The organism is Variovorax sp. Root434, from assembly GCF_001426595.1.
Taxonomy (GTDB): Bacteria; Pseudomonadota; Gammaproteobacteria; order Burkholderiales; family Burkholderiaceae_C; genus Variovorax.
The window spans coordinates 530084-548840 of the sequence record NZ_LMEK01000012.1; the positions used below are offsets into that span (position 1 = coordinate 530084).

Here is an 18757-nt window from a genome sequence, read left to right on the forward strand (position 1 = left end):
GCGACCGTAACCATCCGGAGAACCCAGTGCTTTTGTCTCTCAAGGGAAGTTTCCCGCCCGCCATCCTGGCGCTCGCAGACGGCACGGTCTTTCAAGGCAATTCGATCGGAGCCACCGGCTCCACGACCGGTGAAGTGGTGTTCAACACCGCCATGACCGGTTACCAGGAAATCCTCACCGACCCGAGCTACTGCCAGCAGATCGTGACCCTCACGTATCCGCACATTGGCAACTACGGCGTCAACGGTGAAGACATCGAAGCCGACAAGATCCATGCCGCGGGCCTGATCATCAAGGACCTGCCCCTCGTTGCGTCCAACTTCCGCAAGACCGCCACGCTGACCGAGTACCTCGTGTCGGGCAACACGGTGGCCATTGCGAACATCGACACCCGCAAGCTCACGCGACACCTGCGCACTTACGGCGCGCAGAACGGCTGCATCCTGGGCCTGGCCGTGGGCGAGACCGTGACGCAGGCGCTGATCGACAAGGCCATCGCCGCAGCCAAGGCTGCGCCGAGCATGTCGGGCCTCGACCTCGCCAAGGTGGTGTCGGTCAAGCAGACCTATGAATGGACTGAAACCGAGTGGAAGCTCGGCGCGGGCTACGGCGTGCAGATCACGCCGAAGTTCCACGTCGTCGCCTTCGACTACGGCGTCAAGAAGAACATCCTGCGCATGATCGCGCAGCGCGGCGCGCGCATCACCGTGGTGCCCGCACAAACGCCCGCGGCGGACGTGCTCAAGCTCAAGCCCGATGGCATCTTCCTGGCCAACGGCCCCGGCGACCCGGAGCCTTGCGACTACGCCATCAGCGCCGTCAAGGAACTGATCGAGACCGGCATCCCGACCTTCGGCATCTGCCTGGGCCACCAGATCATGGCGCTGGCCTCGGGCGCCAAGACCTTCAAGATGAAGTTTGGCCACCACGGCGCGAACCATCCGGTGAAGGACCTCGACAACGGCCGCGTGAGCATCACCAGCCAGAACCACGGCTTCGCGGTCGACGAGAAGTCGCTGCCAGCCACCCTGCGTCCTACCCACATCAGCCTGTTCGACAACACGCTGCAGGGGCTGGCGCGCACCGACAAGCCCGCGTTCTGCTTCCAGGGCCACCCTGAAGCCTCGCCCGGTCCGCACGACATCGGCTACCTGTTCGATCGCTTCACGGCACTCATGGAAAAGCACAAGACGGAGAGCAAGAATGCCTAAGCGCACAGATCTCAAATCGATCCTCATCATCGGCGCCGGCCCGATCATCATCGGCCAGGCCTGCGAGTTCGACTACTCCGGCGTGCAGGCCTGCAAGGCGCTGCGCGAAGAGGGCTACAAGGTCATCCTGATCAACAGCAACCCCGCGACGATCATGACCGACCCGGCCACCGCCGACGTCACCTACATCGAGCCGATCACCTGGCAGACGGTCGAGAAGATCATCGCCAAGGAACGCCCCGACGCGATCCTGCCGACCATGGGCGGCCAGACCGCGCTGAACTGCGCACTCGACCTGTGGCGCAACGGCGTGCTCGACAAATACACGGGCGCAGCCACCAACAAGCCCGTCGAGCTGATCGGCGCCACGCCCGAGGCCATCGACAAGGCCGAGGACCGCCTGAAGTTCAAGGACGCGATGACCAAGATCGGTCTCGGTTCGGCGCGCTCGGGCATTGCGCACACGATGGACGAAGCCTGGGCCGTGCAGAAGACGCTCGGCTTCCCGACCGTGATCCGCCCCAGCTTCACGCTCGGCGGCACCGGCGGCGGCATCGCCTACAACCCCGACGAGTTCGAGACCATCTGCAAGCGCGGCATCGAAGCCTCGCCGACCAACGAGCTGCTGATCGAAGAGTCTCTGCTCGGCTGGAAAGAGTACGAGATGGAAGTCGTGCGCGACAAGGCCGACAACTGCATCATCGTCTGCTCGATCGAAAACCTCGACCCGATGGGCGTGCACACCGGCGACTCGATCACCGTGGCACCCGCGCAGACGCTGTCCGACAAGGAATACCAGATCCTGCGCAATGCTTCGCTGGCCGTGCTGCGCGAGATCGGCGTGGACACCGGCGGCTCGAACGTGCAGTTCGCCATCAACCCGAAGGACGGCCGCATGGTCGTCATCGAGATGAATCCGCGCGTGTCGCGTTCGTCCGCCCTGGCTTCCAAGGCCACGGGTTTCCCGATCGCCAAGGTCGCGGCCAAGCTGGCCGTGGGCCACACGCTCGACGAGCTGCGCAACGAAATCACCGGTGGCGCCACGCCCGCATCGTTCGAGCCCTCGATCGACTACGTGGTCACCAAGATCCCGCGTTTCGCCTTCGAGAAATTCCCGCAGGCCGATTCGCGCCTCACGACGCAGATGAAGTCGGTGGGCGAGGTGATGGCCATGGGCCGCACCTTCCAGGAATCGTTCCAGAAGGCCCTGCGCGGCCTCGAAGTGGGCGTGGACGGCCTGAACGAGAAGACGCAGGACCGCGAAGTGCTCGAAAAGGAACTGGGCGAGCCCGGTCCCGAGCGCATTTGGTACGTGGGCGATGCCTTCGCCATGGGCCTGAGCGTTGATGAAGTGTTCGCGCTGACCAAGATCGACCCGTGGTTCCTGGTGCAGATCGAAGAGATCGTGAAGATCGAACTCGAGCTCGAAACCAAGTCGCTCGAGCAGATCGACAAGGACACGCTGCTCGCGCTGAAGAAGAAGGGCTTCTCCGACCGCCGCCTCGCCAGGCAGTTGAAGACCACCGACACGGCCATCCGCGAGAAGCGCCGCGCCCTGGGCGTGCGCCCGGTCTACAAGCGCGTGGACACCTGCGCGGCCGAGTTCGCGACCAACACGGCCTACATGTACTCGACCTACGAGGACGAGTGCGAAGCCGATCCGACCGACAAGAAGAAGATCATGGTGCTCGGCGGCGGTCCCAACCGCATCGGCCAGGGCATCGAGTTCGACTACTGCTGCGTGCACGCCGCGCTCGCCATGCGCGAGGACGGCTACGAGACCATCATGGTCAACTGCAACCCCGAGACCGTCTCGACCGACTACGACACGTCCGACCGCCTGTACTTCGAGCCGCTGACGCTCGAAGACGTGCTCGAGATCGTCGACCGCGAGAAGCCGCTCGGCGTGATCGTGCAGTACGGCGGCCAGACGCCGCTGAAGCTCGCGCTCGACCTCGAAGCGAATGGCGTGCCGATCATCGGCACCTCGCCCGACATGATCGACGCGGCCGAAGACCGCGAGCGCTTCCAGAAGCTGCTGCACGAGCTGGGCCTGCGCCAGCCGCCGAACGCCACCGCGCGCACCGAACCCGAGGCGCTCGAGAAGGCCGCGGCCCTCGGCTATCCGCTGGTGGTGCGTCCGAGCTACGTGCTCGGTGGTCGCGCGATGGAAATCGTGCACGAGCAGCGCGACCTCGAGCGCTACATGCGCGAAGCCGTCAAGGTCAGCAATGACTCGCCGGTGCTGCTCGACCGCTTCCTGAACGACGCTGTCGAGTGCGATGTCGACTGCATCCGCGACGCCGAAGGCGCCACGCTGATCGGCGGCGTGATGGAGCACATCGAACAAGCCGGTGTGCATTCGGGCGACTCCGCCTGTTCGCTGCCGCCCTACAGCCTGAGTGCAGAAACCATCGCTGAACTGAAGCGCCAAAGCGCCGCGATGGCCAAGGCTCTGAACGTGGTCGGCCTGATGAACGTGCAGTTCGCGATCCAGCAGAAGGATGGCAAAGACGTCATCTACGTGCTCGAAGTGAACCCCCGTGCTTCGCGCACCGTGCCCTACGTGAGCAAGGCCACCGGCATCCAGCTCGCCAAGGTGGCGGCACGCTGCATGGCTGGCCAGTCGCTCAAGTCGCAGGGTGTGACGAAGGAAGTCACGCCGCCGTACTTCAGCGTGAAGGAAGCCGTGTTCCCGTTCGTCAAGTTCCCGGGCGTGGACACCATCCTCGGCCCCGAGATGAAGTCGACGGGCGAGGTGATGGGCGTGGGCAAGACCTTCGGCGAAGCCTTCGTGAAGTCGCAGCTCGGCGCGGGCACGCACCTGCCGAAGTCGGGCAAGGTCTTCATCTCGGTGAAGAACAACGACAAGGCGCGTGCCGTGGAAGTGGCGCGCGGTCTCGTCAAGCTGGGCTTCGAGATCATCGCCACCAAGGGCACGGCTGCCGCCATCGGCGCCGCCGGCATCGAATGTGCGACGGTGAACAAGGTGACCGAAGGCCGCCCGCACATCGTGGACATGATCAAGAACAACGAGATTGCGCTGGTCATCAACACAGTGGAAGAGCGCCGCAATGCGATCACCGATTCGCGGCAGATCCGCACTTCGGCGCTGCTGGCGCGCGTGACCACCTTCACCACGATCTTCGGTGCCGAAGCTGCGGTGGAAGGCATGGGCTTCATGGACGAGCTGGGCGTGATCTCGGTGCAGGAGATGCACGCGCAGCTGGCTGCCGCCTGAGCGCCGTCATGGAAACGCAGCTCGTCGAACTGGACCTGAGCGACTGGAACGCGGCCACGCCGAAGGAGGCGTGGATCGCGGCGCTGGAAGCGGGCAAGGTGCTGTATTTCCCGCGCCTGGGCTTCGAGCTGCTGCCCGAAGAGCGCAGCCTGCTCACGCCGAGCCTGCTGTCGCCCGATGTGCGCAACATCAGCCTCGATGCCAATGGCAAGCTCAAGGGCGCGGTCGGCGACGAGGCGGTGCAGCGCAAGGCTGCGGCGATGGTAGGGCGCTTCCGGGCGCAGGCGACGCAGCTCATTCATGGGCTGTTGCCGCACTACACGCCAGCCTTGCGGCTGGCGCCCACGAGCTACCGGCCGGCGCAGGTCGAGACGCGCGTGCAGTCGTGGCGCGCGGACGATCGGCGTTTGCACGTCGATGCGTTCCCGTCGCGTCCCAACTACGGCGAGCGCATCCTGCGTGTGTTCACCAACGTCAATCCTGAAGGCGCGCCGCGCGTGTGGCGCGTGGGCGAGCCTTTCGAGAACATCGCGAAGCGCTTCCTGCCGCGCGCCAAGCCGTATGTGCGCTGGCAAGCCACGCTGCTGCAGGCGCTGCACGTGACCAAGTCCTTCCGCAGCGAGTACGACCACCTGATGCTGCAGCTGCACGACGGCATGAAATCGGACATGGCGTACCAGGAAAACTCGCCGCAGGAAAAGGCCGAGTTCCCGCCGGGCTCGGTGTGGGTGTGCTTCTCCGACCAGACTTCGCACGCCGTGATGGCGGGCCAGTACATGCTCGAGCAGACCCTTCATCTGGCCGCTTCGAAGCAATACAATCCCGACTCGAGCCCGCTCGCCATCCTGAGCCGGCTGACCGGACGCAATCTCGTCTGACCTGTCCCCCCAATCGACCGCCGAACGGCATCGTTCGGCGGTTTCGCTTTATGGAGAACCAACAACATGGCCACCATTCCGATCACCAAGCGCGGCGCTGAAAAATTGCGTGCCGAACTGCACCAGCTCAAGACGGTCGACCGTCCCTGGGTCATCAACGCCATTTCCGAGGCACGCGCCCAGGGCGACCTGAGCGAGAACGCCGAGTACGAAGTCGCCAAGGACCGCCAGGGCTTCATCGAAGGCCGCATCCAGGAGGTCGAAGGCAAGCTGTCGGCCGCGCAGATCATCGATCCGAGCGAGCTCGATGCCGGCGGCAAGGTGGTGTTCGGCTCGACCGTGGAGCTCGAGGAGGAAGAGAGCGGCGACGCGGTGAAATACCAGATCGTCGGTGAGGACGAAGCCGACCTGAAGCTCGGCCTGATCAACATTTCCAGCCCGATCGCGCGCGCGCTGATCGGCAAGGAAGAGGGCGATACGGCCGAAGTGCAGGCGCCCGGCGGACTCAAGCGCTACGAGATCGTGGCCGTGCGCTACCTCTGATTTTTCGATCCATGAAAGACCGCATTGCGCTGATGCTGGCCGCCTTCTGGTGGGGCAGCCTCACCACGATCGGTTTCCTGGTGGTGCCGATGCTGTTCGCGAAGCTGGGCAATCCATCGGTGGCGGGCAACTTCGCCGGCCAGTTGTTCGAGGCGCAGAGCTGGATCGCAATTGCCTGCGGGCTGATCCTGCTGATCCATTTCAGGTCCAAGGCCGACGAGCGCATGGACGGGCCGGCGATGACGGCGATCTTCTTCATCCTGGGTGCGCTGTTGCTGGCGCTGCTTCAGCAGTACGCCGTGGCGCCGCGCATCCTGGCGCGCGAGAACCTCAAGTTGTGGCACGCCGTGGGCAGCGGCATGTACTTCGCGCAGTGGCTGTGCGCCGGCGTGCTGCTATGGCGCATGGGCGCCCGCAAGCCGGGCTGAAGTGCAGAGGCGGCAACTGCCGCCTCGCGCCTCTCACTCTTTCCAATACTTGGCGACCCAGCCCGCAGGCCGGATGTACCGGAAGGCCCGGTTGCGGCGGCCCGCCAGCGCATCCGGCGGGTTGCACTCGCCATGGAACACCATGATGCGCGCGCCCTCGGGCACGAAGGGCTCTTCCCAGTAGTTGGTCGGCCAGGTCGGGATGCCGTGGTACTTGAAGCTCGGGCACCAGGCGTCAGGCCAGTAGGCCAGCTTGCCCTGCTTGTGGAGCACGTCAGAGAGGTAAGCCTGCTCGTTGCGGTACTCGGCCTGGACCTTGTCCATGTTGGCGCGGAAATACGCCAGCACGTCGGCATGGGCGCCCAGCTCGAAACGGTAAACCGACGAATTGCCGGTGACCCGCTCGCGTCGCCAGGGGCGGGCGTAGTCGTGAATGATCAGGAATTCGCCGGGCTGTTCGAAGAAGGCGTCCAGGCTGCCGACGACCACCACGTCGAGGTCGAGGAATAGGGCGGTGCCGCGCAGGCCGTGCAGATCCTGCTCGAAGGTTGTGAGCTTCTTCCAGGCGCCATCGCGCTGGCCCGGGGCCAGGTGCAGATTGAGGGGCGGGATCGGCAGGCACGTCACCTCGGGGTGGATGCCGTTGCCGTCGTCGGTCAGGCACACGAACTTGAAGTCGCCGCGGAGGTTGCGGCGCACCATCGCGTAGAGCCGGTTGACGTATTCGGGGCCGTATTTCGTGCCCCATTTCATGCAGAGGATGTGGCGCTGGGCGCCTTGCGCTGCCACCGAGCTCAGTCCGACTGGTTGCGCTTCTTGGCCGACAGCGGCCGCTTCGCCTTGGCGCGCTTGATGGTGCCACCGGGGGTGAGGCGCTGATTGCCGAGCACACGCAGGGTCTTGATTTCGGGGCGCTGGCCGCCGCGCTTGCTGTATTTGACGATCTTGACGTCGCGCGGGCCGGGCATGCGGTCTTCATCGACCACGCGCTCCTTCTCGGGCTTCGGGCGCCAGAGCACCAGCAGCTTGCCGATGTGCTGGATCGGGGCGGCGCCGAGTTCGTCGGACAGCTCGCGCAGCATGGCGTCGCGGGCGAGGCGGTCGTCGGAGAAGACCCGGACCTTGATCAGGCCATGGGCCTTGAGCGCCGCATCGGCCTCTTTTTTTACGGCAGGGGTGAGCCCGTCTCCACCGACCATGACGATCGGATCCAGGTGATGAGCTTCGGCGCGGTGCACCTTGCGCTCGGCAGGGGTAAGTTGAATGGCGGGCATCCCCGTATTATCGACGCGTACACGAAGACCTTCATGAGCACCAAAGCCAAAAGCAAAAAAGTCAACAAGGCGTGGCTGCACGACCATATCAACGACCCCTACGTGAAGCTCGCCACCAAGGAGGGTTATCGCGCGCGCGCCGCCTACAAACTCAAGGAGATCGACGAGTCCCTCGGGCTCGTCAAGCCAGGGCAGCTGGTGGTGGACCTTGGTTCTACCCCGGGTGCCTGGAGCCAGTACCTGCGCCGGCGCATGTCGCCCGGCGGGGCGGCGGCCGGCGAGCTGAACGGCACCATCGTTTCGCTTGACATCCTGCCGATGGAGCCCATTGAGGGGGTGATCTTCCTGCAGGGGGATTTTCGCGAAGACGCGCTGCTGCAGCAGTTGCTGGGCGTGCTGGCGGGCCGAAAGGCCGACCTGGTTGTGTCGGACATGGCGCCCAACCTATCAGGCATTCATTCGGCCGACGCCGCCCGCGTGGCGCACCTGATCGAGCTTGCGATCGACTTCGCCCAGCACCATCTGAAGCCTGAAGGAGCACTGGTGGCCAAGCTGTTCCATGGCAGCGGCTACGACGACCTGGTGAAGCTTTTCAAGGCGAATTTCCGCGTCGTCAAGCCGTTCAAGCCCAAGGCATCGCGGGACAAATCGGCTGAAACCTTCCTGGTCGGCGTGGGCCTCAAGGCCTCGGATACGCCTTGATACCTTGCTGCGCAGCGGCTCGCCAGGGGCACAAACCCATGCCAGCCTATCGCCACATTAGGGAAATGCCCGCTTTTCGCAGCTTGAAAAGCCTAAAATGGGTCGCAATTGCGTACCCATAGCGCGTTTTTCATCTGTCTGTCACGCGCTTTAGCCTGGAGCTTCGTTTGAACAATCAGTGGTTTTCCAAAGTTGCCGTATGGCTCGTCATTGCCATGGTGTTGTTCACTGTGTTCAAGCAGTTCGACACCCGCGGCGGCGTCGGTTCAGGGACAGTCAGCTATTCCGAGTTCCTGGACCAGGTCCGGAACAACCAGGTCAAGAGCGCCATCATTCCTGAAGGCGCTGCCGGCGGTGAAATCGTCGCCGTTACCAACGACGATCGCAAGATCCGCACGACCGCCACGGTGCTCGACCGCGGCCTCGTGGGCGATCTGATCGACCACAACGTCAAGTTCGACGTCAAGCCGCGCGAAGAGGGCTCGCTCCTCATGACGCTGCTGGTCAGCTGGGGGCCGATGCTGCTGCTGATCGGCGTCTGGATCTACTTCATGCGACAGATGCAGGGCGGCGGCAAGGGCGGGGCGTTCAGCTTCGGCAAGAGCAAGGCCCGCATGATGGATGAGAACAACAACACGGTCACTTTTGCCGACGTCGCGGGCTGCGACGAGGCCAAGGAAGAGGTCCGTGAAGTGGTCGACTTCCTGAAAGACCCGCAGCGCTTCCAGAAGCTCGGCGGCCGTATTCCCCGCGGCCTGTTGCTGGTCGGCCCCCCGGGCACCGGCAAGACGCTGCTGGCCAAGTCGATCGCCGGCGAAGCCAAGGTGCCTTTCTTCTCGATCTCGGGTTCCGACTTCGTTGAAATGTTCGTCGGCGTCGGCGCCGCCCGTGTGCGCGACATGTTCGAGAACGCCAAGAAGAACGCACCCTGCATCATCTTCATCGACGAAATCGATGCGGTGGGCCGTCAGCGCGGCGCCGGTCTTGGCGGTGGCAACGACGAGCGCGAGCAGACGCTGAACCAGATGCTGGTCGAGATGGACGGCTTCGAAACCAACCTCGGCGTGATCGTGGTGGCTGCCACCAACCGCCCCGACATCCTGGACGCTGCTTTGCTGCGCCCCGGCCGCTTCGACCGTCAGGTCTACGTCACGCTGCCCGACATCCGCGGCCGCGAGCAGATCCTCGGCGTGCACATGCGCAAGGTCCCGCTGGGCCAGGACGTGAACCCGAGCGTGATCGCCCGCGGCACACCCGGCATGTCGGGTGCCGACCTGGCCAATCTCTGCAACGAAGCTGCCCTGATGGCCGCACGCCGCAATGCGCGCGTGGTCGAGATGCAGGACTTCGAGAAGGCCAAGGACAAGATATTCATGGGCCCGGAGCGCAAGAGCATGGTCATGCCCGAGGAAGAGCGCCGCAACACGGCCTACCACGAGTCCGGCCACGCGCTCATTGGCAAGCTGCTGCCCAAGTGCGACCCGGTCCACAAGGTCACGATCATCCCGCGCGGCCGAGCCCTCGGCGTGACCATGAGCCTGCCTTCGCAGGACCGCTACAGCTACGACCGCGAATACATGCTCAACCAGATCAGCATGCTGTTCGGTGGCCGCATCGCCGAGGAAGTGTTCATGCACCAGATGACCACCGGCGCCAGCAACGACTTCGAGCGCGCGACCTCCATTGCCCGCGACATGGTCACGCGCTACGGCATGACCGATGCGCTGGGCCCGATGGTCTACGCCGAGAACGAAGGCGAAGTGTTCCTGGGCCGCTCGGTTACCAAGACCACGAACATGAGCGAACAGACCATGGAAAAGGTCGACAGCGAGGTGCGCCGCATCATCGACGAGCAGTACGCCCTGGCGCGCCGCCTGATCGAAGAGAACAGCGACAAGATGCACGCCATGGCCAAGGCGCTGCTCGAATGGGAAACCATCGACAGCGAACAGCTCGACGACATCATGGCCGGTCGTGCACCGCGCCCGCCCAAGGACTGGACGCCGCGCATCCCGCCTTCGGGCAGCGGCGGCAGCGGCGGCACGCCGGCGGTCAATCCCGACCCGGCGCCCACTGCGGCTTGAAGTGGACTTGGCAGCAAGCAACAACGGGGCCTCTGGCCCCGTTTTCCATGGAGAGGTCTGGCAGACCTCACGCTTTCGCATCGACCTCGCGCAGCCGCGCGTGATGGGCATCGTCAACGTCACGCCCGACTCCTTCTCCGATGGCGGTGCCCACGCCTCCACCGGCAGCGCGCTGAAGCACTGCGAGCAGCTGCTGAAGGAGGGCGCCGACATCCTCGACATCGGCGGTGAATCGACCCGCCCCGGAAGCCCCGCGGTGCCGCTCGATGCCGAGCTGGCACGCGTGCTGCCCGTGGTGCGCGAGGCGGTGAAGCTGAACGTGCCGATCTCCATCGACACCTACAAGCCAGAGGTCATGCGTGCCGTGCTCGACCTGGGCGCGGACATCGTCAACGACATCTGGGCGCTGCGCCAGCCGGGCGCGCGCGAAGCCGTCTCGGCGCACCCTTCGTGCGGCATCTGCCTGATGCACATGCATCGGGACCCGCAGACCATGCAGGCCGTGCCCATGGCGGGCGACGTGATCCCGGCAGTGCTGTCTTTCCTCGGGGAGCAGGCGCAACTTCTTCGTGCGGCGGGAGTCGATTCTTCGCGCATCACGCTCGACCCTGGCGTTGGGTTCGGCAAGACCGTGATGCAGAATTTCGCCTTGCTGGCGCGCCAGCGCGAGTTGCTCGCCGGCGGTTACCCGCTGCTGCTGGGCTGGTCGCGCAAGTCGTCCATCGGCGCCGTCACGGGCATCGAGGCGGCGGGCGAGCGCATGGTGCCCAGCGTCGCCGCGGCGGTGCTGGCCGTGGACCGCGGCGCGGCCGTGGTGCGCGTGCATGACGTGCGCGACACTGTGGCCGCCCTCGCCGTATGGCGAGCAATGAAGGCGGCAGAAGAACCACAACAAAGAAAAGAGGAAACCACATGACCCGCAAATATTTCGGTACCGACGGCATCCGCGGCACTGTCGGCCAGGCTCCCATCACGCCCGATTTCGTGCTGCGCCTCGCACACGCCGTGGGCCGCGTGCTCAAGAGGACCCAGGCGCGTCCCACGGTGCTGATCGGCAAGGACACGCGCATCTCGGGCTACATGCTCGAGTCGGCGCTCGAGTCGGGCTTCAATTCGGCGGGCGTCGATGTCGTGTTGCTCGGCCCGTTGCCGACGCCCGGCGTGGCGTACCTCACGCGCGCCCAGCGCGCGAGCCTGGGCGTGGTGATCAGCGCGAGCCACAACGCCTACCCCGACAACGGCATCAAGTTCTTCAGCGCGCAGGGCACCAAGCTCGACGACGCCTGGGAACTGGCTGTCGAGGCGGCATTGGAAGAAGCGCCGGTATGGGCAGCCTCCGCCGACCTGGGCAAGGCCCGCCGCCTCAACGACGCGCCGGGGCGCTACATCGAGTTCTGCAAGAGCACCTTCGCCAACGACCTGACCCTGCGCGACATGAAGCTGGTCGTCGACGCGGCGCACGGCGCGGCGTATCAGGTCGCGCCCAACGTGTTCCACGAGCTGGGTGCGGAAGTCAGCAGCATCGGCGTTTCGCCCGACGGGCTCAACATCAACAAGGGCTTCGGCGCCACGCATCCGCAGGCCTTGGTGACCGCGGTGACGACGCAGCAGGCCGACTATGGCATTGCCCTCGACGGCGACGCCGACCGCCTGCAGCTGGTGGATGCCAGCGGGCGCCTGTTCAACGGCGACGAGCTGCTCTACCTCATGGTGGCCGAGCGCATCGCGCGCGGCGAGAAACCGGCGGGCGTGGTCGGCACGCTCATGACCAACAAGGCCGTCGAAGTGGCGCTGCGCGGGCAGGGCATCGAGTTCGTGCGTGCCAAGGTCGGCGACCGCTACGTGCTCGAAGAACTGGACAAGCGCGGCTGGCTGCTGGGCGGTGAAGGTTCGGGCCACCTGTTGGCGCTCGACCGCCACACCACGGGCGACGGCATCGTGAGCGCACTGCAGGTGCTGCAGGCTTGCGTGCGCAGCGGCAAGACCGTGGCGCAGCTGCTCGAAGGCGTCACGCTGTTCCCGCAGACGCTGATCAACGTGCGCCTGTCTCCGGACCAGGACTGGAAGTCCAACAAGGCGCTCGCGAGTGAAACGCAACGCATCGAGGCGGAGCTCGGCGACAGCGGCCGCGTGCTGATCCGCGCGAGCGGCACCGAGCCGCTGGTGCGGGTGATGGTCGAGGCGCGCGATGCGGCACAAGCCGACTCGTACGCCCGGCGCCTGGCGGCCACGCTGGGCTGATCGGCGCGCATTGCATGTCGACGCCCGACCACGCCGCGATCGAGACCCTGATCGCCGACTATCGCAATCCCGCGCACGCCGAGGCTGTCGTATCCCTGCTGGACAGCTATGCCCGCGACCCGGCAGGTGGCGGCACGCCGCTCGACGCGGCCGTGCGCGAAGCCTTGCCTGCGGCGCTGGCGGCGCGCCCGCAGGCCTTCAGCGTGCTGGCCTACGACGGCGAGCAGGCCGTGGGCCTTATCAACTGCATCGAAGGCTTCTCGACCTTTGCCTGCAAGCCGCTGGTGAACGTGCACGATGTGGTCGTGCTGGCCGGCCATCGCGGGCAGCGCGTGGCGCAGAAGATGTTCGCTCAGGTGGAGCAGGAGGCGCGCAGGCGCGGCGCCTGCAAGCTCACGCTCGAAGTGCTGTCGGGCAACGCGCCAGCGCTGCGCGCCTATGAGCGCGACGGGTTCGTGAGCTATCAGCTCGATCCGGCGTTCGGCAGCGCCGTCTTCCTGCAGAAGAAGCTCTGAAAAAGAAAAGGGCCGAGGCGTACCTGTCGCCGTCGGCCCTCACCCCAACCCTCTCCCCGCGGGGAGAGGGAGCAAGACAGATCAGAAGCGCGTTACCGGCATTTCGGCATCGCCGGCCTTGGTCGGGGCGTACTTGCCCAGCTCCCACTTGGCGATTGCATTGCGGTGCACTTCGTCCGGGCCGTCCGCGAAGCGCAGCGTGCGCGCACCGGCGTAGGCGGCCGCAAGCGGGAAGTCGTCGCACATGCCGCCGCCGCCGTGGACCTGCATGGCCCAGTCGATCACCTGGCAGGCCATCGACGGCGCGACCACCTTGATCATGGCGATCTCGTTCTTGGCGACCTTGTTGCCGGCCACGTCCATCAGCCAGGCGGCCTTCAGCGTGAGCAGGCGAGCCATGTCGATCTTGCAGCGGGCTTCGGCGATGCGTTCCTGCGTCACGGTCTGCGAGGCCACGGTCTTGCCGAAGGCCACGCGCGACGAGGCGCGCTTGCACATCAACTCGAGCGCGCGCTCGGCCAGGCCGATCAGGCGCATGCAGTGGTGGATGCGTCCAGGGCCGAGGCGGCCCTGGGCGATTTCGAAGCCACGGCCTTCGCCCAGCAGAATGTTGTTGACGGGCACGCGAACGTTCTCGAAGTACATCTCGACGTGGCCGTGCGGCGCATCGTCGTAGCCCATCACGTTCAGCGGGCGCACGATGCGGATGCCCTTGGCATCCGCCGGCACGATGACCATGCTCTGCTGCGAGTGGCGCGGCGCATCGGGGTCGCTCTTGCCCATGGTGATGAAGACCGCGCAACGCGGATCGGCCGCACCCGAAATCCACCATTTGTGGCCGTTGATCACGTATTCGTCGCCCTGGCGTTCGATGCGCGTGGCGATGTTGGTGGCATCGCTCGATGCCACTTCAGGCTCGGTCATCGCGAAGGCCGAGCGAATCTGACCTTCGAGCAGCGGCTTGAGCCAGCGGGCCTTGATTTCTTCCGAACCGTAGCGTGCGATGGTCTCCATGTTGCCGGTGTCGGGCGCCGAGCAGTTGAAGGCTTCGCTCGCCCATGGCACCGCGCCCATGATTTCGGCCAGCGGGGCGTATTCCTGGTTGGTCAGGCCCGCGCCCTCATAGCCCGAGGCGGCGGCGCTGTCGACCGGCAGAAACAGGTTCCACAGGCCCTGGGCCTTGGCCTTTTCCTTGAGCTTCTCGACGGTCTTGAGAGCCGACCAGCGCTTGCCGGCGACCGTGTTGGCGGCCAGTTCGGCGTGGTACTCGGCTTCGGCCGGATAGATGTGGTCGTCCATGAATGCCTGGACGCGTTTCTGCAGGTCTTTGGTCTTGGCCGAGTATTCGAAATCCATCTTCGTCTCCTGGTGGGTGTGGGGCGGCTTATGCCTTTTGGGCAAACTGCCAGGCCATTTCGGCCATGGGGCGGGCGCCGCGGGCCGAGGCCACGGCTTGCTCGCTCGACGCGGTGCCGGCCTCGACCCGCTTGGCAATGCCTTGCAGGATCGCGGCCATGCGGAACAGGTTGTAGGCCTGGTAGAAATTCCAGTCGGGCGCCAGCGCCTCGGGCGTGCTGATGCGGGTGCGCTCGCAATAACGGCGGATGTATTCGCTCTCGGTGGGGATGCCCAGCGCGGCGACGTCCACGCCGCCGATGCCGCGTCCCGTGGTGGGAGGCATGTGCCAGGACATGCAGTGGTAGCTGAAGTCCGCCAGCGGGTGGCCCAGCGTGGAGAGTTCCCAGTCGAGCACCGCGATGATCCGCGGCTCGGTGGCGTGGAACATCACGTTGTCGAGGCGATAGTCGCCATGGACGATCGACACCTTGCTCTCGTCGCGCGCGCTCGCCGGCATGTGGGCGGGCAGCCAGTCGATCAGGCGCTCCATGGCCTCGATGGGCTGGGAGAGTTCGCCGGTGCCGTCGGCCGAGGCCTTGTACTGCTTGCTCCAGCGGCCGATCTGGCGCTCGAAGTAGTTGCCGGGCTTGCCGTAGTCGGCGAGGCCGCGGGCGGCGAAGTCGACCGTGTGCAGCGCCGCGATGACGCGGTTCATCTCGTCGTAGTGGGCCGCGCGTTCGGCATTGCTGAAGCCGGGCAGCGACTGGTCCCACAGCACGCGGCCCTGCATGAACTCCATGACGTAGAAGGCGCGGCCGATGATGGCCTCGTCTTCGCACAGGCAGTACATGCGTGGCACGGGCACATCGGTGCCGGCCAGGCCGCTCATCACCTTGAACTCGCGCTCCACCGCGTGGGCCGAGGGCAGCAGCTTGGCGACCGGACCCGGCTTGGCGCGCATCACGTAGCTTTGCGACGGCGTGACGAGCTTGTAGGTCGGGTTCGACTGGCCGCCCTTGAACATCTCGACCGCGAGCGGACCCTTGAACCCCTCGAGGTTCTTCTCGAGCCAGGCCGCGAGCGCGTCGACGTCGAAAGCGTGCTGTTGCGAGACGGCACGGGTGCCGATGAAGTTGGAGAAGTCCTGGCTCATGTCTGCGTCTGGCTTTTCAGTTCTCGGCTTCGGAAATGCGCCTCAAGGCTGCGCGGTCCAGCACGACCAGGCCGCCCTGTTCGATGCGGATGCTGCCCTCGCGCTCCATGGTCTTGAGTTCCTGGTTGACCCGCTGGCGCGATGCGCCCAGCAGCTGCGCCAGCTCTTCCTGCGCCAGCTGCAGGCCGATGCGCATCTGGTTGCCGTCTTCCAGGTTCGGCACGCCGTAGCTGCGCACGAGGTGAATGAGCTGCTTGGCCAGCCGTGCCCGCAGGGGCAGGGTGTTGAGGTCTTCCACCAGCCCGAACAGCGTGCGGATGCGGCGTGCCTGCAGCCGCATCAGCGCCTCGTACAGCTCCACGTGCGAGGCCAGGATCTTCTGGAAGTCGGCGCGCGCCACGCACAGGATCGTGGTGTCGCCGTGCGAGTAGGAATCGTGCGTGCGCCGGTCCCCGTCGAACATCGCCACGTCGCCGAACCAGATGCCCGGCTCCACGTAGGTCAGCGTCACCTGCTTGCCGGAGACGGCCGTCGAACTCACGCGCACCGCACCCTTGGCACAGGCGATCCAGTGTTCGGGAGGATCGCCGCGGGCAGCGATCAGGTCGCCGTCCTTGTAGCGTTTGACGAAGGCGCATCGGAGGATGTCGTGCCGTAGCGATGGAGATAGGGAAGAAAACCAGCGACCACTGTTGATCGCTTCACGTTCTTCGATGGTAAGAATGGGGTCGTCCATTGGTCTGTCCTCTCGGCGACTGGAATGCTGGTGGGTGTCACGGGAGCGACGCCGTTTGGCGTTACTCGTACTGCGGCGGCTTCTTTTCGAGGAACGCGGCGATGCCGATGCCTGCGTTCGCATGGTGCAGGTTGCGCACGAAGTGGTCGCGCTCCTGCGAGAGCTGCGTGGCCAGCGTGGCGCCTCGCGCCTCGCTGAGCAGTTCCTTGATGCTGGCCAGCGAGTTCGGCGCGCGTGCATTGAGCTTCGCGGCCAGCGCCAGCGCACCTGCGAGCGCCTGGCCGTTTTCCGTGAGTTCGTTGACGAGGCCGAGCGCATGCAGGCGCGGTGCGTCGATGCGCTCGCCGTTCATGAGCCATTCGCTCGCCAGCTGGCGCGGCAACTGCTGCCCCAGGTGCCAGCTCAGCCCGCCGTCGGGCGACAGCGCCACATTGCTGTACGAGGCCGCGAACACCGCGTCACGGGCCGACACGACGAAGTCGCAGGCCAGCGCGAGCGAGAAGCCGGCACCGGCAGCCGCGCCTTCGACCGCTGCGATGACCGGCTTGGGAAAGGTGCGGATCGAATCGATCCAGTTGTGCAGGCCCTCGATGCTCTCGGCCTGCACCGAGCGGTCGAGCTGCCGGTTGGCCAGCAGCCGCTGCAGCGAGCCGCCGGCGCAGAACCATGCGCCTTCGCCCACGATGACGACACTGCGGATCTCGGCGCTGTTCTCGGCGCCGTTGAGCGCCTCGATGCCCGCGGCATAGATTTCCGGGCCCAGTGCGTTGCGCTGGGTTGGGTTTGCGATCGTCAGCACCATGGTGCTGCCTTCGCTCGTGCTCTTGAGTTCGGCGGTCATGGTTGTCTATTCTTCTTCGTGCAGCAGGCTCAGGCCCAACGCGCCGCGGCGGCGCAGCCACGGGCTCGGGCGATAGCGCGGATCGCCGTACACCGTCTGCAGGTTGAACAGCACTTCGAGCATGTTGGTCGGACCGTAGAGATTGCCCATGGCGAGCGGGCCGCGCGGATAGCCGAGTCCCAGCTGCACCGCGGTCTCGAGGTCTGCCGGCGTGCACACGCGCTGCTGGCACATGTCGGTGGCGATGTTGACGATGGTGCCGATCACGCGTTGCGTGACGAAGCCGCCGCTGTCGCGGATCACGCTCACGGCCTTGCCGTCGCGCGCGAAGAGGGCGTGTGCCGCATCGCGGACGTCGCGGCGCGTCGCAGGGTTGGTGGCGATCACGCGGCGCTTGGTGGCGTCGTCGTCGATGAGCATGTCGATGCCGACGGTGCGCGTGGCGTCCAGGCGCTCGACCGCGGCGACCGTGGTCACGTCGAAGCCCAGCGGCGCAACCAGGATCAGCGACTGCGGCGCGGCCGCGGCGCCGCTGTCGATCTGCGCGCCCAGCGTGTTCACCAGGCGCAGCAGCTCGGCGCGGCGTGCTGCGCGCGGAGACACCCAGACCGAAGGCGTGCCCTCGACCACCGGCGCAGGGGCCTCGGGCGCCTGCTGCATCACGCCGTCGTTGTAGCGGTAGAAGCCTTCGTTGGTCTTGCGGCCCAGCGCGCCCGCAGCCAGTCGCTGCGCGGTGATCACGCTCGGTCGGAAGCGCGGCTCCTCGAAATACTGGTGGTAGATCGACTCCATCACCGGATGCGACACGTCGAGCGCCGTCAGGTCCAGCAGCTCGAACGGGCCCAGGCGAAAGCCCGCCTGGTCCTTGAGGATGCGGTCGATGGTCGCAAAGTCGGTCACGCCTTCGCCGACGATGCGCAGCGCCTCGGTGCCATAGCCGCGGCCCGCGTGGTTGACGATGAAGCCTGGCGTGTCCTGCGCCTGCACGGCGCTGTGGCCCATCTGCACCGCGTAGCCGGCCAGCTGCTTGCAGACATCGGGCGCGGTCTTGAAGCCCGCGACCACCTCGACCACCTTCATCAGCGGCACGGGGTTGAAAAAGTGGAAGCCCGCGAAGCGCTCCGGGTGCTTGAGGCCGGCGGCGATGGCCGTCACCGAGAGCGACGAGGTGTTGGTGACCAGCGTGGCGGTCTCGCTCACCGCGCCTTCGAGCTCGCGGAACAGCTTGCGCTTGACTTCGAGGTCTTCGATGACCGCTTCGATCACCAGGTCGCAGCCGGCCAGAGCCTGGATGCTGTCGACCGCCTTGACGCGGGCGATCTGGGCATCGCGCGTGGCGGCGTCGATCTTGTTCTTCTCGTGCAGCTTGTTCCATTGCGCAACGAGGGCTTCGCGGCCGCGCTCGGCGGCGCCTGCGAAACTGTCGAGCAGCAGCACTTCGCTGCCTGCCTGGGCGGCGATCTGTGCGATGCCGCGACCCATGGCGCCTGCGCCGATGACGCCGATTCGGGTGTAGTTCACTGTCATTTGCTGGAGGTTGATGCTGTCGAAGACTCTGATTTTGCAGCCCCG

Annotated in this window: 17 protein-coding genes; 10 read left to right on the top strand and 7 right to left on the bottom strand. The window is 65.7% G+C overall.

Translation table 11 applies throughout. From position 1 onward, the window contains the following. The first annotated feature begins 26 nt into the window (after positions 1-26). From carA to ASD05_RS13035, 5 genes are all read left to right on the top strand, one after another. Complete coding sequence (carA, locus tag ASD05_RS13015) at positions 27-1211, top strand: glutamine-hydrolyzing carbamoyl-phosphate synthase small subunit (RefSeq protein WP_056592670.1); 1185 nt, start codon at positions 27-29, stop codon at positions 1209-1211. Continuing rightward, positions 1204-4452 carry a carbamoyl-phosphate synthase large subunit gene (gene carB / locus ASD05_RS13020; RefSeq protein ID WP_056592673.1) on the top strand — a complete coding sequence of 1083 codons (3249 nt, stop codon included), beginning with the start codon at positions 1204-1206 and terminating at the stop codon, positions 4450-4452. Before carA ends, carB begins: the two co-directional genes overlap by 8 nt. Before the next feature lie 8 nt (positions 4453-4460). After that, the gene (locus tag ASD05_RS13025; protein ID WP_056592676.1) at positions 4461-5330 is read left to right on the top strand and encodes a Kdo hydroxylase family protein; all 870 of its coding nucleotides are present in this window, start codon (positions 4461-4463) and stop codon (positions 5328-5330) included. Positions 5331-5396: 66 nt separating this feature from the next. After that, positions 5397-5873 (top strand): transcription elongation factor GreA, encoded by a 477-nt coding sequence (gene greA / locus ASD05_RS13030; protein WP_056518766.1) that lies wholly within the window; start codon positions 5397-5399, stop codon positions 5871-5873. A gap of 11 nt (positions 5874-5884) precedes the next feature. Beyond that, positions 5885-6301 (top strand): DUF4149 domain-containing protein, encoded by a 417-nt coding sequence (locus ASD05_RS13035; protein ID WP_056592680.1) that lies wholly within the window; start codon positions 5885-5887, stop codon positions 6299-6301. Between the two features lie 33 nt (positions 6302-6334). Here ASD05_RS13035 and ASD05_RS13040 read toward each other — a convergent pair whose 3' ends face one another. Both ASD05_RS13040 and ASD05_RS13045 read right to left on the bottom strand, forming a co-directional pair. Continuing rightward, positions 6335-7054, bottom strand: a complete 720-nt coding sequence (locus tag ASD05_RS13040; RefSeq protein WP_056592683.1) for a hypothetical protein — start codon at positions 7052-7054, stop codon at positions 6335-6337. Positions 7055-7095: 41 nt separating this feature from the next. Further along, positions 7096-7575, bottom strand: a complete 480-nt coding sequence (locus ASD05_RS13045) for a YhbY family RNA-binding protein (RefSeq protein ID WP_056592686.1) — start codon at positions 7573-7575, stop codon at positions 7096-7098. A gap of 33 nt (positions 7576-7608) precedes the next feature. Between ASD05_RS13045 and ASD05_RS13050 the strand changes: the two genes are divergently transcribed. From ASD05_RS13050 to ASD05_RS13070, 5 genes are all read left to right on the top strand, one after another. Continuing rightward, on the top strand, positions 7609-8277 hold the full coding sequence (locus ASD05_RS13050) for an RlmE family RNA methyltransferase (protein WP_056592689.1): 669 nt from the start codon (positions 7609-7611) through the stop codon (positions 8275-8277). 167 nt (positions 8278-8444) lie between these two features. Then, positions 8445-10361 carry an ATP-dependent zinc metalloprotease FtsH gene (ftsH, locus tag ASD05_RS13055; protein ID WP_056592692.1) on the top strand — a complete coding sequence of 639 codons (1917 nt, stop codon included), beginning with the start codon at positions 8445-8447 and terminating at the stop codon, positions 10359-10361. 103 nt (positions 10362-10464) lie between these two features. Continuing rightward, positions 10465-11277: a dihydropteroate synthase gene (gene folP, locus ASD05_RS13060; protein WP_056594358.1), complete on the top strand. Its 813-nt coding sequence runs from the start codon at positions 10465-10467 to the stop codon at positions 11275-11277. Further along, positions 11274-12602 carry a phosphoglucosamine mutase gene (glmM, locus tag ASD05_RS13065; protein ID WP_056592695.1) on the top strand — a complete coding sequence of 443 codons (1329 nt, stop codon included), beginning with the start codon at positions 11274-11276 and terminating at the stop codon, positions 12600-12602. The genes folP and glmM overlap by 4 nt, the downstream gene beginning before the upstream one ends. Before the next feature lie 14 nt (positions 12603-12616). Continuing rightward, positions 12617-13117, top strand: coding sequence for a GNAT family N-acetyltransferase (locus ASD05_RS13070; protein ID WP_056592698.1), 501 nt, complete (start codon positions 12617-12619; stop codon positions 13115-13117). Positions 13118-13198: 81 nt separating this feature from the next. Here the strand turns inward: ASD05_RS13070 and ASD05_RS13075 are convergent, their stop codons facing one another. The 5 genes from ASD05_RS13075 to ASD05_RS13095 all read right to left on the bottom strand — a co-directional run bounded on the left by ASD05_RS13075 (position 13199) and on the right by ASD05_RS13095 (position 18712). Further along, the gene (locus ASD05_RS13075; RefSeq protein WP_056592700.1) at positions 13199-14473 is read right to left on the bottom strand and encodes an acyl-CoA dehydrogenase family protein; all 1275 of its coding nucleotides are present in this window, start codon (positions 14471-14473) and stop codon (positions 13199-13201) included. Between the two features lie 28 nt (positions 14474-14501). Beyond that, complete coding sequence (locus ASD05_RS13080) at positions 14502-15608, bottom strand: phosphotransferase (RefSeq protein ID WP_056592703.1); 1107 nt, start codon at positions 15606-15608, stop codon at positions 14502-14504. A gap of 16 nt (positions 15609-15624) precedes the next feature. Then, entirely contained in the window at positions 15625-16344 is a 720-nt protein-coding gene (locus tag ASD05_RS13085; protein WP_007836955.1) for a Crp/Fnr family transcriptional regulator, read from the bottom strand. A 61-nt stretch (positions 16345-16405) separates the two neighbouring features. Further along, on the bottom strand, positions 16406-17185 hold the full coding sequence (locus ASD05_RS13090; RefSeq protein WP_056592706.1) for an oxepin-CoA hydrolase, alternative type: 780 nt from the start codon (positions 17183-17185) through the stop codon (positions 16406-16408). A 6-nt stretch (positions 17186-17191) separates the two neighbouring features. Next, a complete protein-coding gene (locus ASD05_RS13095; protein WP_056592709.1) occupies positions 17192-18712 on the bottom strand; it encodes a 3-hydroxyacyl-CoA dehydrogenase in 1521 nt (506 codons plus the stop codon). Positions 18713-18757 lie beyond the last annotated feature (45 nt).

Excerpts from the sequence above, each read along its gene's own strand:
- ASD05_RS13040 (WP_056592683.1), bottom strand. The coding sequence starts at position 7,054 with ATGAAATGGGGCACGAAATACGGCCCCGAATACGTCAACCGGCTCTAC.
- ASD05_RS13035 (WP_056592680.1), top strand. The coding sequence starts at position 5,885 with ATGAAAGACCGCATTGCGCTGATGCTGGCCGCCTTCTGGTGGGGCAGC.
- ASD05_RS13090 (WP_056592706.1), bottom strand. The coding sequence starts at position 17,185 with ATGACCGCCGAACTCAAGAGCACGAGCGAAGGCAGCACCATGGTGCTG.
- ASD05_RS13070 (WP_056592698.1), top strand. The coding sequence starts at position 12,617 with ATGTCGACGCCCGACCACGCCGCGATCGAGACCCTGATCGCCGACTAT.
- ASD05_RS13095 (WP_056592709.1), bottom strand. The coding sequence starts at position 18,712 with ATGACAGTGAACTACACCCGAATCGGCGTCATCGGCGCAGGCGCCATG.
- ASD05_RS13075 (WP_056592700.1), bottom strand. The coding sequence starts at position 14,473 with ATGGATTTCGAATACTCGGCCAAGACCAAAGACCTGCAGAAACGCGTC.
- ASD05_RS13045 (WP_056592686.1), bottom strand. The coding sequence starts at position 7,575 with ATGCCCGCCATTCAACTTACCCCTGCCGAGCGCAAGGTGCACCGCGCC.
- greA (WP_056518766.1), top strand. The coding sequence starts at position 5,397 with ATGGCCACCATTCCGATCACCAAGCGCGGCGCTGAAAAATTGCGTGCC.
- ASD05_RS13085 (WP_007836955.1), bottom strand. The coding sequence starts at position 16,344 with ATGGACGACCCCATTCTTACCATCGAAGAACGTGAAGCGATCAACAGT.
- folP (WP_056594358.1), top strand. The coding sequence starts at position 10,465 with ATGGGCATCGTCAACGTCACGCCCGACTCCTTCTCCGATGGCGGTGCC.
- ASD05_RS13050 (WP_056592689.1), top strand. The coding sequence starts at position 7,609 with ATGAGCACCAAAGCCAAAAGCAAAAAAGTCAACAAGGCGTGGCTGCAC.
- carB (WP_056592673.1), top strand. The coding sequence starts at position 1,204 with ATGCCTAAGCGCACAGATCTCAAATCGATCCTCATCATCGGCGCCGGC.
- glmM (WP_056592695.1), top strand. The coding sequence starts at position 11,274 with ATGACCCGCAAATATTTCGGTACCGACGGCATCCGCGGCACTGTCGGC.
- ASD05_RS13080 (WP_056592703.1), bottom strand. The coding sequence starts at position 15,608 with ATGAGCCAGGACTTCTCCAACTTCATCGGCACCCGTGCCGTCTCGCAA.
- ASD05_RS13025 (WP_056592676.1), top strand. The coding sequence starts at position 4,461 with ATGGAAACGCAGCTCGTCGAACTGGACCTGAGCGACTGGAACGCGGCC.